The sequence below is a fragment of the Alteromonas sp. KUL49 genome, assembly GCF_006538345.1.
GTDB lineage: Bacteria > Pseudomonadota > Gammaproteobacteria > Enterobacterales > Alteromonadaceae > Alteromonas.
In genome coordinates, this window is record NZ_BJKL01000006.1 from 214,309 (window position 1) to 229,391 (window position 15,083).

Annotated in this window: 11 protein-coding genes and 1 pseudogene; 7 read left to right on the plus strand and 5 right to left on the minus strand. The window is 44.9% G+C overall.

From position 1 onward, the window contains the following. Positions 1-58 precede the first annotated feature (58 nt). The 3 genes and pseudogenes from EYS00_RS12385 (at position 59) to EYS00_RS12395 (ending at position 4,998) form a co-directional block, all read left to right on the plus strand. Positions 59-2,917, plus strand: coding sequence for an EAL domain-containing protein (locus EYS00_RS12385; protein ID WP_130637016.1), 2,859 nt, complete (start codon positions 59-61; stop codon positions 2,915-2,917). A 139-nt stretch (positions 2,918-3,056) separates the two neighbouring features. Continuing rightward, a pseudogene (gene ribA, locus EYS00_RS12390) lies at positions 3,057-3,670 on the plus strand (GTP cyclohydrolase II). A 95-nt stretch (positions 3,671-3,765) separates the two neighbouring features. After that, positions 3,766-4,998, plus strand: coding sequence for a DUF3300 domain-containing protein (locus EYS00_RS12395; RefSeq protein ID WP_130637018.1), 1,233 nt, complete (start codon positions 3,766-3,768; stop codon positions 4,996-4,998). 1 nt (position 4,999) lies between these two features. Here the strand turns inward: EYS00_RS12395 and EYS00_RS12400 are convergent, their stop codons facing one another. Further along, positions 5,000-5,869, minus strand: coding sequence for a RimK family alpha-L-glutamate ligase (locus tag EYS00_RS12400; RefSeq protein ID WP_130637019.1), 870 nt, complete (start codon positions 5,867-5,869; stop codon positions 5,000-5,002). 242 nt (positions 5,870-6,111) lie between these two features. Between EYS00_RS12400 and EYS00_RS12405 the strand changes: the two genes are divergently transcribed. Both EYS00_RS12405 and EYS00_RS12410 read left to right on the plus strand, forming a co-directional pair. Next, positions 6,112-7,593, plus strand: a complete 1,482-nt coding sequence (locus EYS00_RS12405; RefSeq protein ID WP_130637020.1) for a methyl-accepting chemotaxis protein — start codon at positions 6,112-6,114, stop codon at positions 7,591-7,593. Continuing rightward, positions 7,593-8,120: a DUF6436 domain-containing protein gene (locus EYS00_RS12410; protein ID WP_130637022.1), complete on the plus strand. Its 528-nt coding sequence runs from the start codon at positions 7,593-7,595 to the stop codon at positions 8,118-8,120. Before EYS00_RS12405 ends, EYS00_RS12410 begins: the two co-directional genes overlap by 1 nt. A 31-nt stretch (positions 8,121-8,151) precedes the next feature. Here EYS00_RS12410 and EYS00_RS12415 read toward each other — a convergent pair whose 3' ends face one another. From EYS00_RS12415 to EYS00_RS12425, 3 genes are all read right to left on the minus strand, one after another. After that, on the minus strand, positions 8,152-9,081 hold the full coding sequence (locus EYS00_RS12415) for a histone deacetylase family protein (protein WP_130637025.1): 930 nt from the start codon (positions 9,079-9,081) through the stop codon (positions 8,152-8,154). Then, the gene (locus EYS00_RS12420) at positions 9,078-10,919 is read right to left on the minus strand and encodes a bifunctional acetyl-CoA hydrolase/transferase family protein/GNAT family N-acetyltransferase (protein ID WP_130637027.1); all 1,842 of its coding nucleotides are present in this window, start codon (positions 10,917-10,919) and stop codon (positions 9,078-9,080) included. The genes EYS00_RS12415 and EYS00_RS12420 overlap by 4 nt, the downstream gene beginning before the upstream one ends. A gap of 104 nt (positions 10,920-11,023) precedes the next feature. After that, positions 11,024-11,662, minus strand: a complete 639-nt coding sequence (locus tag EYS00_RS12425) for a DNA-J related domain-containing protein (RefSeq protein WP_130637029.1) — start codon at positions 11,660-11,662, stop codon at positions 11,024-11,026. A 168-nt stretch (positions 11,663-11,830) separates the two neighbouring features. Between EYS00_RS12425 and EYS00_RS12430 the strand changes: the two genes are divergently transcribed. Both EYS00_RS12430 and EYS00_RS12435 read left to right on the plus strand, forming a co-directional pair. Beyond that, positions 11,831-12,565 (plus strand): DUF1499 domain-containing protein, encoded by a 735-nt coding sequence (locus EYS00_RS12430; RefSeq protein ID WP_130637031.1) that lies wholly within the window; start codon positions 11,831-11,833, stop codon positions 12,563-12,565. 427 nt (positions 12,566-12,992) lie between these two features. Then, positions 12,993-13,166, plus strand: coding sequence for a DUF6435 family protein (locus EYS00_RS12435; RefSeq protein WP_130637033.1), 174 nt, complete (start codon positions 12,993-12,995; stop codon positions 13,164-13,166). Positions 13,167-13,212: 46 nt separating this feature from the next. Here the strand turns inward: EYS00_RS12435 and EYS00_RS12440 are convergent, their stop codons facing one another. Next, positions 13,213-15,039: a DUF885 family protein gene (locus EYS00_RS12440; RefSeq protein WP_130637035.1), complete on the minus strand. Its 1,827-nt coding sequence runs from the start codon at positions 15,037-15,039 to the stop codon at positions 13,213-13,215. Between the last annotated feature and the right edge of the window lie 44 nt (positions 15,040-15,083).

Genomic DNA, 15,083 nt, shown 5'->3' on the forward strand with positions numbered 1-15,083 from the left:
TGAACTTCCGTTACTATGATGGTTGAGGGATCATTTCGAAGAGGCGAAATACGCACCTATGCCATTCATTAAAAAAGGAATTTTGGCATTTACCATTATTGTTCTTGTGGCACTATCGTGGCTACTTATTACGCCTACGTCTTCTGCACTTACGGCTCCCATTCTCACCGTTGACGAAAGCTTTGAACGTTTCAACATTACCGACCGCAGCGATCAATACCTTACGCCTTTAAACGCAACCTACCTTGACGTGTTGTCCACATCTCGCACCATGCTGACCAACACTTCTGAACAACGAGACAACCGCTTGTGGTACGTTACTTCCATTGAAAACAATGGATACAGCGATATTCCGCTCGTAGTAAATATCGACAGACTCAATCTCGACGATCTACAGTTATATTTGGTTGATGAAAATCAACGGATCATAAAATCATATCGCTACGAAGCGGGTAAAGGTGACTATTCGCTTGCTAAACCGATTCCCACCATTCGCTTTGCTTTCACGCTGACAACAGATGTTCGCCCCACATTACTTGTCGGCATTAAGGACGATGGCCTCAGGCACTTTCCAATATCGGTATGGCATAAAGACGCATTGAATAGTTTTGACCGTCAACTATTGTCACTGTTTGGTGTAGTGATGGGCACCTTGTCTATTCTCACCGGGTATTTCTTATTGTCGTACCTGTATCAACGCACACCAGCAAGATTTTGGTTTGCGATGACAAATGGCGCATTGTTTTTCTTGTTCTTTGTTGTACAAGGTGGACTGGCAAGCTGGCCTGCACTCACCAACACCTCTGAAATGGCCATTGCCGTGCTGTTGTCCATCAGCTTTTTGATGATGGCGAAAGTGACACACAACTTATTTTTGAGAATTCCCCCTACACTGCGTGTAGTTAACTTTCTATTGCCAACGTTTATGGCCATTCTCACGCTAACCAGTTCACCTTATCAGGCGGTTATCACACTGTTCTGGTTATGCCCCGTCATCGGCTTGTTCAATGTGTTTTTAGCCATGACCTTTAAAGACGAGCGCAATCTCGGTTCAAGTCGACTGTTTTCAATCGCTTGGATGTGCATGTTTTTGCTGTGTGCCTTGATGGTAGAAATTATCTTCACTGGTATCACCTACACAACACCACTTATCGTCGGTTTGATCAGTCTACTCACGCTCGCTCAGCTATGTTTGGGATTTAGCGTTGAATTAAAAGAACGCACCTTTAACCTTCAACAAATATCTGAGCGAGAAGCGACGATTAACAGCTTGAACTACTTTTTTGATTTATTCCGAAACTCTGCCGAAGGTTTATATACTTCAACCCTCGAGGGCACATTAAAAACAGTCAACCCCGCCATGTGTGCATTGTTTGGCTATAAAGATGAACAGAGTATGTTGGCTGCGGTAAACAATACACGGCAATTCTACGCTGACGAAGGCGATAGAGACTTACTGGTGGGAGAACTGCTGGATAGCGGCCAAGTAATGGGACGGGAGATCAAAGGTGTTCGTGCCAACGGTAACGAGTTTTGGTTCTCAATTTCCTGCCAAGTACGAAAGAATGAAAAGGGTAATTTTCTTTACGGCTCAATTATTGATGTCACTGAAAAGAAGCAATCAGACATCAGCTTAAAATACCTTGCCACCCACGATACACTCACCGGAGTCTATAACCGCAGGCAATTTGAGAATATTTTCAGAGAGCGTCTTGCCGACGACAGCGAACTGCCCTTGTGCCTGTTAAATTTAGACTTGGATCGCTTCAAAGTGGTCAATGATACCTGTGGGCATAAAGCAGGTGATGCGCTGATTAAGGAACTCGCCCATCAACTACAAAAAGTCGTCACTGGCGACGCTATTCTTGCTCGTCTTGGCGGCGATGAATTTGGTGTATTGGTAGCTGATAGAACGGAACTGGAAGTTAACGAGCTTGCTGAAAGCATATTGAATGCGGTGCAATCGTTCCGTTTCATGTGGGAAAACCGCATTTTCAATTTGGGTGTCAGTATCGGATTAATTGTTTGCGACGACAAGAACCTCAGCCATGAGAACTACTTGGTCATGGCAGATGCCGCGTGCTACTTCGCCAAGGAACAGGGTCGAAATCAAGTACATCAGTACAACAAAAATGACGAGGGAATGCTGAGATACAAGAAAGAGTTGGATTGGATTTCAACGATCAACCAAGCACTTTCAGAAAACCAGTTCGTACTCTACTATCAACCATTGCGCCCTCTCAACAAACCAAACGATGGTTACTACTACGAAGTGTTGCTCCGGTTAAATGCGCAAGACAGCAAAGTGATTGAGCCTGCAGCCTTCTTACCCACAGCTGAACGTTTTGAAATGAACGTCAACATTGATAAGTGGGTGATTACCAATACATTCCGATGGTTATCAGAAAATCCGGAGCACGTACGCTCACTTAGACGTTGTAGCATAAACTTAAACTGTCATTCCTTAGCAGATAGAGATTTCAAGCTCTTTGTGTTGAATGCATTTGAAAACTACCAGATCCCCTACGACAAAATATGCTTTGAGGTCATTGAATCTGTAGCCATCATAAAAATGGAAGACACTCTCAATTTTATGGAAACCTTCAACAATTTGGGCTGCGCTTTTGCGCTCGACGATTTTGGAAGTGGTTTCTCATCGTATAACTATTTAAAAAGCTTACCTGTGAGCGAAGTTAAAATAGACGGTACCTTTATCAAGGACATGCTGTTCGATACCGTAGACGCTGCAATGGTGTCATCGATAAAAGATGTGGCAAAAAGTATGGGTATGAAAACCGTCGCAGAATTCGTCGAAAACGATGCGTTAATGGCACAGCTCGGTAAGATGGGCGTAGACTTTGCACAGGGCTACGGTATCGCTCCTCCCAAGCCGCTGAATGAGTTTACCCCCCTGTAACTCTTAGCAAGTATGATCTGTCTTGTTATACTTCAGAGTAGTAAATTAAAAAGAGTAAGATTAAACGAACGTTTTACTCTTGATTTCACCGAGACAGCCCCCACTTCATCTAACCTGAAAGTAGGGTGCAAGAAGTACTATGAGCAGCAAACAGCCAAAATACGAATACGTAAGTTCCGCGAAATTGCCCACCCGTAAAGGGGAATTCACTATCCATGGTTTTGTAGAAGCCAGTGGACAGGAACACGTTGCGCTATCTTATGGTACATGGGAAGAAGGTGATGTCGTTCCCATTCGCATTCACTCTGAATGCCTTACCGGCGACGCCCTGTTTAGCACTCGTTGCGACTGTGGTTTTCAACTTGATCGGGCGCTCCAGAACATAGCCGACAATGGTTCAGGCGTACTGTTGTACCTTCGGCAAGAAGGTCGAGGTATTGGATTACTCAATAAGATCCGTGCGTACAATTTGCAAGATAGCGGCTTAGATACGGTTGAAGCCAACGAACATTTAGGTTTTGACGCTGACCTGAGAAGTTATGACATTTGCAAATTGATGCTAGATACTCTCAAAGTGAGCAAAGTAGAGCTAATGACCAACAACCCACGAAAACTCAAAGCATTGACGTCTTTGGGCATTGATGTGGTTGCCCGCAAGCCCATTGATCACGGTATTACCGAAGACAACAAAGGCTATATCAAAACCAAACGGAAAAATTGGGTCACGCATTCGATCCACACGCATTTAAGTAAATAATTTTTTGGTTCAGCTTAGGTTAATTAGCGTCAGTTTATAAATTATACATACTTTGTATCACTCCCGGTGTTGGGATGTGTAAGGAGAATGTATGAAACGACTTACTTTACGTGCTTTTTTTGCCGTAGCAGGCCTAGGTGTACTGGCGTCTAGCCAAGCCACTTTTGCTACCAATATCACCACAATGCCGCCACCGGAACCGGCAACGATTGATGCCTCCTACACCGATGCTCAGATAGATAGTATTCTTGCTCCTATCGCCTTGTATCCCGATACGCTACTCACCCATATACTGATTGCTGCCACCTATCCTTTGGATGTAGTTGCTGCAGACCGCTGGCGTCAAAGCAATGCACATTTGTCTCCTGAAGAAGTGGAGCTTGCCCTTGAATCGGTAAGCTGGGATCCAAGTGTTAAAGCAGTAGCGGCGTTTTCAGATATCCTAAACACTATGGCTCAGGATTTAGCTTGGCTTCAGCAGCTAGGTGATAACGTATTAATTAATCAAAATCGTGTGCTAGCGAGAGTTCAAGTATTGAGGCAACACGCACTCGACCAAGGTAACTTGTCATCAAACGATTACCTCAATGTTTCCAGAGACCGAGAAGTCATCGTTGTTGCACCACGTCGACCTGAGGTAGTGTATGTGCCCTACTATGACCCAGTAGTGATTTACGGCCATTGGTGGCACCCCATCGCACCTGTGCGTTGGCATCACAGACGCTCATATCATCACCATCACGGCATTTTTTGGTCGCCTAGAGTCAGCTTGTCTACCTCGTTCTACTTTGGTGGCATACATTGGCACAACCGACATGTTGTGATTCATCGTAGCCCAGTTAGGCACTACTACAGAGGGCCTGCGCATCGCAGAGTACATACAAGAGAGTATCATCGCTGGGAGCACAATGTGGGTCATAGAAGAGCGCGTTATTCTAGCCCAGTAGTTTCCCGAACGGTTCGAGCACACAGGCAAGCACCTGTCAGTCAGCGCCAAGTAGTGAGAACACTCTCTGAAGCGAGAACACCGATGCTGCGATCTAGAGAAGTAATCAGCACACAGCGAGCAGTGAGAACACCAACAGCACCAGTGCGTCAACCTCAATATCGACAGGTTCAGCCTCGGCAATCCACCGAGCGTACGGTAACGCACACGACTAGAACGGTAACGAGAGAGTCAAACAGACGAGCACCAGTGTCGGTCAGTCGAAGTACAACGCACGTAAGGTCCAGCCAACCTCAACGTAGCTCTCAACCAAGAAGCGCTCCTAGTCCACGACGCTCACATGACACGGGAAGACAACACCGCCAACGTGAACGCTAAACTAGCGCTCCAAGTGCCAATCTACCATCGCCTGAACAAAACGTTCGGGCGATGCTTTATCTAAGTTGAAGTATAACGAAGGTTCGATGAGTTCCAATTCCATAATCGACCACTTATCTTTGATTCTCACTAAATCCACTCTCGCATAAAGTGCTCGTGACGGCATTGCTTCAAGTGATTGAGTGGCAACGTTAAGCATGTCTTCAGTAGGCTGAATGGATCTCAGCTGTCCACCATGCTCCTCTTGAACCCGAAAATCGCCAGTAGCCGGAGTTTTTAAAATGCCATGACTAAAAGCGTGATTGAAGTAAAACAATGAGTACTCGCCTTCATCAACAATGCTTTGCGCAAAGGGCTGAACCATGTGTTTTCTAGTGTTAAAACAACTAGTCAAGGTCGGCAATAACGTAGATAGGTTTGCTCGTGTTATCTTGAAAGTGTCATCTGCATTGGCACTTAGAATTGGCTTAATGACAAGGGTTGAGGTATCGAAATGAGAGAACTGAGCCTGTAAAAAATCGACATTAAATGTGTCAGACCAGACTGTTGGAACAATATCCACGCCCTGATTTTGCATGTCTTTGAGATAGGTTTTTTCAATATTCCACTGCATAAGCGCAAATGGATTGAGCAAGGTAGCACTAGAGGACTCTATTGTCGCTAAGCAGGCTTGAAACTCAACAGCATGCTGCTGATAGTCCCATGTGCTGCGCACAATCACATAATCAAATGTGTTCCAATCAATCGTTTTGTCATGCCAAGATATGGTTTGCACATGCCAATCACGATCGCGAAATGGTGCTATAAGCATGTCGTCATACACAAAAAAATCTTCAAGTTTGTCGGTCGACAAAAACGCAATTGATGGCAAAACCAGCTACTCCCTAATAAAGACACATCGAAGTATCGCAAAAAGCTAAAAACCTTGCGACTTTTATCACTGAATTCGAGAGAAAAGTCGGTAAAATTCAGCCCAAAGTCAAATAGGCAAAAGTTACCTTAAGCTTTAATCTTTAAATAGTTTTTAAGAGTGCACGATAAATTTGTGCCCTCAAATAGCTGTACTAATATTTATCACCTACACTTATTTTAAAACGTGTGCTGGAGTAGCGTATGCAATACCCATGGGTTCTAGAAGGTCACAGAATTTTTCGCGTTGTGATCATCATTCAATGGCTGGTGTCAGTTGTCATTGGCTTGGTGACTGGTGAGCTGCTACCCGCATTTATTTTGGGTATTCCCATTGCCATCGTTCCCTTGGTACTCAGCATACAACAGCCGAACTCTACGATTAGTCAGCACGCCCTTGCCATCGGCACTCAACTGCTTACAGCACTCCACATTCATCAGTCCCTCGGCCTGATCGAAATGCACTTTGAAATTTTTGTGATATTGGCCTTTTTGTCTTACTTCCGAAACTGGAAAGTCATCGCATCTGGCACAGCCGTTGTTGCAGTGCATCACCTACTCTTCTTCTTTTTGCAGTCTCAAGGCAGCGGTTTATACATCTTTGAAGAAGGACACGTTACCTTTCCAATACTGCTAATGCACGCTGCATTTGCACTTGCTGAAGGTATTGTACTCATGTACATGGCTAATCAGTCTTCTAGAGAGGGTGAAGGTGCTACTGCACTGAGAAATACGATCAAAGCAATGCAAAGGGAGCCTGGCAAATTAGACTTGTCTGTTGATATTAACCGTAGCAACAAAGTGGTGCTGCCATTTGCAGAACTTATTGATCAAGTAAAAGAACTAGTGACGCTGGCATCATCACTGACATCTGACGTTGTTACTGGGTGTGAGAAAATGAAAGGCGCAGCCCACAATATGTTCGATATTAGTCAAAAAACTGACCAAGAAATAGCAATGGCTTCAGCAGCCGCCGAGGAGATCGCTCAAACTATGGTGACCTCAAGCGAACAGACTACCAACGCCAGCCAGCAAGCCCTTGGCGCCGATGCTTCTGCACAGACCACCCGTGATTCGATATCGTCAACGAGTCAAACCATAGACTCGCTTCGCAGTACGTTGAATAGTGCGGCATCAACCAACCAAGCACTCAATGAGCAATGCTCGAATATTTCCGAAGCGATGAGAGCCATTACCGCAGTAGCGGAGCAAACGAATCTACTCGCGCTCAATGCCGCTATTGAATCAGCCCGCGCCGGTGAACACGGTCGTGGGTTTGCCGTGGTTGCCGATGAAGTTCGCACGTTAGCAATCCGTTCTAAAGAGAGTGCAGACCAAATAACAAACATCACCGAAGAATTAGTCTCTAGAACCGCTAGCTCTGTGAGTCAGATGCAAACCTGTATCGAGCTTGTCGATGAAGCCGTAAATTCATCAGAAACCGCTACTGGTACCATGACCGAAATTATGGAGCAGATCCGTAATGCCAGTGAGAGTATGACAAGCGTTGCTACGTCAGCCATGGAGCAACAAACCGCGTCTACTTCCATTGCCGAAAGTACGGCGAGAATTTCGGGATATACTGCGCAAGAGGTGGCCACTTCGAAATCACTGGCCGCGGAAGTTGAAATGCTGTCAGAGATTTCACAGAAGATGCACAGTGCCATTGACCGATTTAAAGTCTAATGCCAAAACACATTGCGTGGACACTGTTGATACTATGGGCGTCGGCACTCATTGCCGGCCTCGTGTTTTACGGTCAAAAACAAGTCACTCCCTTCGACCCTAACGGTGTTTTACTTCATCAGTCTACAGACTTAGCCTTTGATAAGCGCTTGGTAGAAACACTTCAAGCTAATGATATTTCGGCCAACACAGTGCTTCACGTAGGTTCAGAAAAACGATGCTACTGCGAGACGGTGACTGAGCCTCATCAATTACAGTTAACCGCCGTGTTAGAAGAGTTTGGCTATCAGTCTCAACACATTGCCATTGAGTCATTTCCAAATTTAGCCGATGTAATAACCGCTGTACCAGCGTTAATAGTGATTGATGGAGAATCAAATTTGCGATATCTAGGCCCCTACGCCACAGGGCTTGGATGCTTTACTGGGCAAACACTCATTGGACAAATTACCCAATTAGCCACACAAATAGATTATGCTGGCGCAGTGATTAATGCGGATGTGGAAGGATGCTTTTGCGAAGCCTAGTAAATACCTTGGCCTTTACGCCGTTTCCAAGTCAGTAAGCCATCAATGCTTTTAAATGACTGACTACACTTCGCGATAAAGCGCTGTTGTCATAACCACCTTCAAGCATACTGACCACCCTACCGTTACTCGAATTGTACGCAAGCTGCGCTATCTTTTGCGTTATCCAATAGTAATCTGATTCAACTAGTCGCATATGGGCCATAGGGTCTTCTGAATGACCATCAAACCCGGCCGACACCAGTACTAACTCCGGTGCAAAAGTCGCTAACTCATCAAACCAAAAGGCAACTTTTTGACGAAAATCATTGCCCGTTGTTCCCGCATCAAGGGGAACTTTCAACACATTACTCGCTGTACGTTCAATGTCGGTATGAGGATACAGGGGATGCTGAAAGCTAGAACAAAAGAGGATCCGCTCATCGCCAGACACAATGTCTTCCGTACCATTACCGTGATGCACATCAAAATCAACAATGGCAACACGGCTGAGGTTATAGTGAGACAATGCATAGTAACCGGCAACCGCAACGTTGTTGAAAAAGCAAAACCCCATAGCTTGGTCTTTAGTGGCATGATGTCCAGGCGGCCGGGTCAAACAAAACCCATGACGATTGTTCCCAGCCATAACCCAATCGACAGCATTAACACCGGCTCCTGCTGACAACAAAGCTGCTTCAAAGGTGTCTTTTGTCATGCCAGTATCATCATCAATCCATACGGTTTCATCTGGCTGGAGCACGCTAGACTTAGTCATTAGTCCGTCGACATGTTCAAAACTGTGAGCGAGTAAAAGGTGTTTTATTGAAGCAGGTTCTGCGTCTTGATGCTCGCAACTAAAATCCAATCCAGAGCTAAGTAACTGATCCTCTATAGCGTAAACTCTATCAGGTGACTCTGGATGATCAGGGCCATAGTCATACAAGGTCGCCTTTTTTGATCGAAACAAGCGCACTGTCATTCGCTATCCTCCAAGTTACGAATGAGCTCAACCTCACTGGGATCGCCGGTAAACACACGCTTAAATTTTGCTTGCTCAAATATAGTAATCATTGGTTTATTGTCTCCCCTGACATACGCTGACATCTTGCTAATACCTCGCTTAGAGGCAATGTTTATCAGCTCATTAAGTAGGCGACTCGCCATACCTTTTCCTTGTTGTGTTTCCCGTGTGACAAAAGCTGCCTCACAGGTATTGTTTTGCTCGTAGAAATAAAAACGCCCCACAGCGTGAATGGTAATTCTCGAACCTTCTTGACGAACAATACAAAGCGCCGCATCGGTTGACTGGTCGATACTGACCAAGTTACATGATTTTTCCCGTGACATCTGTTTAGGATCGTAGTTATAACGAAGCCTCAACGTCTCTTTAGTATGGGAATAGAAAAACTCCTGTAGTCGACGTTCATCAGCAGGATTAAGGGGCCTCATGTAGTAAGTCTCGCCTTTGACGTCGAGCTTTTGCAATTGAATAGCACCTAATTCGGGAATATCTGTGGGGTGTTTTTCTTGATAGTGAGGCACCCAATAATGTTGTCGAACTTCATCGAGAAGTTGAGCCCTAAATTTCGGATGTGCCACTCGAATCAGTTCTAACGCCCGCTCTCGAATACTCTTACCTTTTAGTGAGGCAATACCATACTCAGTCACCACGTAATGCACATTTCCGCGAGAGGTAACAACCCCTGCACCCTCGGTAATTCTTGGTGTTATCCGAGAAATACTCTCGCCCTTGGCCGTTGAGGGCAATGCAATGATAGGCTTACCACCTTTGCTAATAGACGCCCCTGTCACAAAGTCTACCTGACCACCAATACCACTATAAAAATCATAGCCAATGGAATCGGCCACCACCTGCCCGGTTAAATCAACCTCCAAGGCGCTATTGATGGCTATCATATTGTCGTTCTTGGCGATGTTAGTCGGCTTGTTAACATAGCTGTTGGGGTAAAATTCTATGTGCGGGTTTTTATCAATAAGGTCGTAAAGTTTTTGAGTGCCAATAGCAAAGCTGGTAACGACCTTTCCGGGATGGAAATTCTTTTTGCGGTTAGTGACCGCTCCCGACGAAATCAGCTCAATAACACTGTCTGTGAGCATTTCACTGTGGATACCCAACTCTCTGTGATTACACAGATACTTGAGTGTTGCGCTGGGAATTTTACCGATCCCAAACTGCAATGTTGCGCCATCGTCCACCAACATTGCTACGTACTGTCCAATGCGCTCGGCCACAGAATCTATGGGTTCGGGAGCGACTTCAATGAGAGGTTCAGAGGCCTCAATACACGCATCTATTTCGCTAATATGAATATAGGAATGGCCTGAAGTTCTTGGCACACAATCATTAATTTGCGCCACCACCAAAGAAGATTGCCTCACCGCTGACATACTAATGTCTACGGCTGCGCCCAACGAGCAATAGCCAAACTCATCCGGAGGGCTAACATTCACTAACGCGACATCTAGTGGCAGTGTACCGTCTCTGAACAAGCTTGATATCTCAGACAAAAACACTGGCGTATAGTCAGCTCTACCCTCATCTACAGCGTTCCTGATAACATCGCCGCCAATAAAAAAGGTGTTCGCTTTAAACAGGCTTTTATATTGCTCTTGTGCCCAGCGGGTGTCTCCTAATGCCAACATATGCACCAGCTCAATGTCACTAAACCCTTGGCTGTTATCAATAAGGTGTTGAACAAGTGCATAAGGTACAGAAGCATTGCCCCCCAAAAAGGCGCGGCATCCAGACTTAATCAATTTGTGCCAATCGGGTTCAGGCGGAAGCTTATGAATCATGAGGCGATATCCTGTCACTACTTATGGTCATCATCTTGGCACATTGTTTCGCTATTTTCAGTTAAGGTAAACATAAGACATATAAGCGATTGGTCGTAGACACACTACGATAGCCCTGTGTAGTGTCTTACTAGGTCGTTATATGCATTGATCAGCGCTTTTGCGTCCTCAGCGCTTCCGCCTTTATCAGGGTGGATCTGATGTAGTCTTTTTCTATAAGCAGTTTTTAACTGTACTCGACTCGGCGGTGAATCAGCATCGATAGGTAATTGGAGTACACCATGAGCATGTTTAACCGCCAATTGGCTCAATGGGCTCAAGCTTTGTCCCTGCATCATGCGCCAAAAATCAGTAATTAGCTTATCCACGTCATCACTAGACGTAGACGCTAACGTATCCAAATCAAGATAGTAGACTTCCAGTGGATCTTCACTTGTCAGTGCTTTTTCAGCGGTAACGTTTGGCATCAATTGAATGTTGGTAGTATGGATGTCCAACTCACCCACCCCTTCAGACCTCCATTGACGACGGAGCAAATAAAGACCGTGAAAAAGTAAAAAATGTGCTTGGAACAAAGTGTCGGACGCGCTCAGTGCCTTTTCGTCGAACAAACAATAAGGAGGTTGTTGTAGAGTGTGAATAAGTTCGTACTCTTTAATCCCTGTCACCATAGCTTCTCTCATATCGCCCAATGTATCTACGAGTATCGAGATAAAGGCAGCTGTGTCATTTGTAGTGTTCAACGCTATACTCCTTGGGTTAGCAGAGACAATGTGTGCAATTAGTGCATGCCTAAACTATTCACCATGTAATCAATCGTATATTCGCACTTTTTATGCAGAAAACTGAACCAGAACATACGATTCGCTGTTAAAGTAGTCTTATCATTACAACAATAACTAGGAGCTTTTGTGAGAGCACTTATCGCACTAACCAGCATAGTTGGTTTTTTAATGGTTATCCTGCCGGGGCCATTGTATCAATTCGCAGGTGTAAGCCTTGGTATTGCGTTCACGCTATTGAGATACGGCGTATTTGTCGGCGGCGCAGCAATTATTCTAATCATCCTTCACGTATTACTTACTTATAAGTCACGCAGACGTCGTGGGGAAGCAGCACCTAAGTGGGGTAGCTTATTCGTTTACGGTATTCTAGCAGTTGTGGCTGTAGGCATGCCTGTGAGCATGATGAGTAAAGCGAGCTCAGTACCGCCAATTCATGACATTACTACCGATGTATTCAATCCGCCTGAGTTTGTTGCCGTTGCGCCTCTTAGGGCCGATGCTCCAAACCCGATTACTTATGAGGGTGGTGACATTACCCGTCAACAGGTTGAAGCATACCCAGAAATAAAAACACAGTTAATGTCTCAGTCAATCGACGCAGTTTATGCTGCTTCTGAAAAAGCCATCACCAGTCTTGGATGGGAGCGCGTTACCGAAGGTGCAAAGCCCAATACATTGGAAGCAACAGATACTACTTTGTGGTTTGGCTTCAAAGACGATGTAGTTATTCGTCTTACCGCACAGGGTGATAACACACTCGTTGACGTTCGCAGTAAATCTCGCGTTGGCATGAGTGACCTCGGCAAAAATGCTGAGCGAATTACCATGCTGATTGAAGAAATTCGCGCTCAACTAAACTAAGCCCACGCGCCAAATAATCACCACAAAAAGCTATTTGACGGTGCTTGTCGAATAGCTTTTTTTATTCTCAAAACTCATCTGTGTCTAGAGCGTGTTGACCTTTTCTGTACGTTTTTGCAGCGAAGTGTTTGTCATTTAGGCAAGGAAGTACTCACGTCGTGTAGTCATCTACATAAGTGAGTAGTGACGCCGTATAAATGACAAACAATCGCTGCCTGAAAGGTTCATCCAAGTGAGTCTCATGCTGCTTCACTCGTTACTAATTTGGAATAACCAAACTACGCTCCTCGTTTATTGCCTGAGACTCACTTGGAATGAACAAAAAGTGTACCGCAAAGGTCAACACGCTCTAAATATTCATTAATATGTGATCGGCCTCATACGTTGCATCGTTTTAAGTGCATCAAAACTGCAATTGAGGTGAACCATGTTTGGTCTATTTAAAGGTAATCCGACGAAAAAAATGAGGAAGCAATACGATGCATTGCTTGAGAAGGCCATGCACGCTCAACGAAATGGTGATATTAAATCGTACTCAATGATAACGGCCGAAGCGGAAGCTTTGTGGGCCGAAATAGAGCAGAAAGAAAAGCAATCATAGCTTTTTGACGAGCACGGTGAGCACTCAGCTCACCGTAAATGCTAACTTAGCTAGTCTGCTTGTCTGCAACGTACTGCTTCACCACTTCTTCAAGCAGTGATAATGGTAAACCGCCATTCTTCAGCACAACATCGTGGAATTCGCGAATATCAAAATCCTCTTGAAGTTGCTCTTGCGCGTAACTGCGTAGCTCCAAGATTTTTATCATACCCACTTTGTAGGATGTAGCTTGGCCAGGCATAACTAAGTAACGCTCAATCTCAGCAACGACATCACTCATTGCCATACCTGTATTGCGAGACATGTAATCGATACCCTCTTCGCGCGTCCAACGCTTGTGGTGCATACCGGTATCTACCACCAGACGCACCGCACGAAATAGCTCAGCGACTAAACGACCAATGTTGTCTTCTGGATTTTCCTGAAATCCTTGTTCATAAGCCACTTGTTCGGCGTAAAGCGCCCAACCTTCTGAGTAAGCGGTAAATGGCGCGAAACGACGAATAAAGGGCATACCTTCCAATTCCATAGCAATAGCAATTTGGAAGTGATGGCCCGGAATACCCTCGTGGTAGGCCAAGGTGCGCATACCAAACTTAGGTGTCGCCTTTATATCGTATAAGTTTGCAAAGAATCGCCCTGGACGACTGCCATCTAACGACGGGCCTTGATAGTAAGCTCCTGCAGAGGTTTTCTCTTTAAACTCAGGAATTCGCACCACTTCCATACCCGCTTCTGGACGCACATTAAATGCACCGTTGATGCCTTCATTAATCTCATCAAGAATGGTCTGATAATCAGCTAATATTTGCGCACGACCTTCGTCACTGTCTTCGTAGTAAAATTTTGGGTCTTCAGTGAAAGCAGCCATGGCATCGGTGTATCCTACCGACGTATCAAAGCCCAAAGACGCTAGAATTGTGAGGATCTCCCCTTGGATTCTGTCAACTTCTTCAAGCCCAAGGTTGTGAATATACTCTGGCGTGTAATCTGTGGTTGTAAACAACCTGAGTGCTAACTGATACGCTTCATCACCTCTGGGGTGCTGCCAAAAACCATGATCTTCGCCAGCCTTGGTTTCTAACTCGGCAAAGTAGTCGATAAACAAATTATAGCCAGCAGTGACACTGCCGTTAATTTGCTCAACGGCTTGGGACAAAATTGCCTGTTTTTCTTCGTCCGTCACATCTTCTAGCTTACTCAGCTTCTCTTCTAGTGAGGTATAAAGAATGTTTTCTTCGACTGGTGTGCCAATGAAGTCACGCATTTGTTCTAGCACGCGTTGAATCACAAACTTAGGAGGAATAACACCGGCTTCTTCACGCAATCGTAAGTCGATTAAATACTGGGTAAACTTTCGCTCTAATTGACTGAGTCGCGAAATGTAATGCTCTGCGTCTTCCAGCGTGTTTACTTGGTGAGTAGACTCCATAAAGCTTGGAAAGCCACTCTGAATACCAAACATTTGGTTGGCTGGATAGTAGTGATATTTGAACGGTTCCGCATCAGTGAGAAGGTCTGTAAGGTACTTCACTACCTTCTTAGAGATAAGCTGGTTCGGATCTAAGTCTTCATCTGGATATTGATCTAAACCTTCACCAAATGCTTGAAATGCTTTGAACATTTCCTCTGAATTTTTTAGGGCAACATCATCGAGATGGGCGTTATGGCCTTTTATGCCAAGAGATTCTAAAAAACCCAACGATGACAGGGTTTCAGGATCTTTAAATGCAAACTTAACCATCTCGCGATTGAGGTAGTTATTAAAGAAGAAGGGCTTCTCTGCATACCATTCATGGCCTGCAAACGCACCAGCTAAAAACGCGCTCGTACCAATAACGATCCCCGTTCCTTTCAGAATTTTTTTTATCATTGTATTTCTCTTTATTTCCCTGGACTGTGGTGTTGATGTAGCAA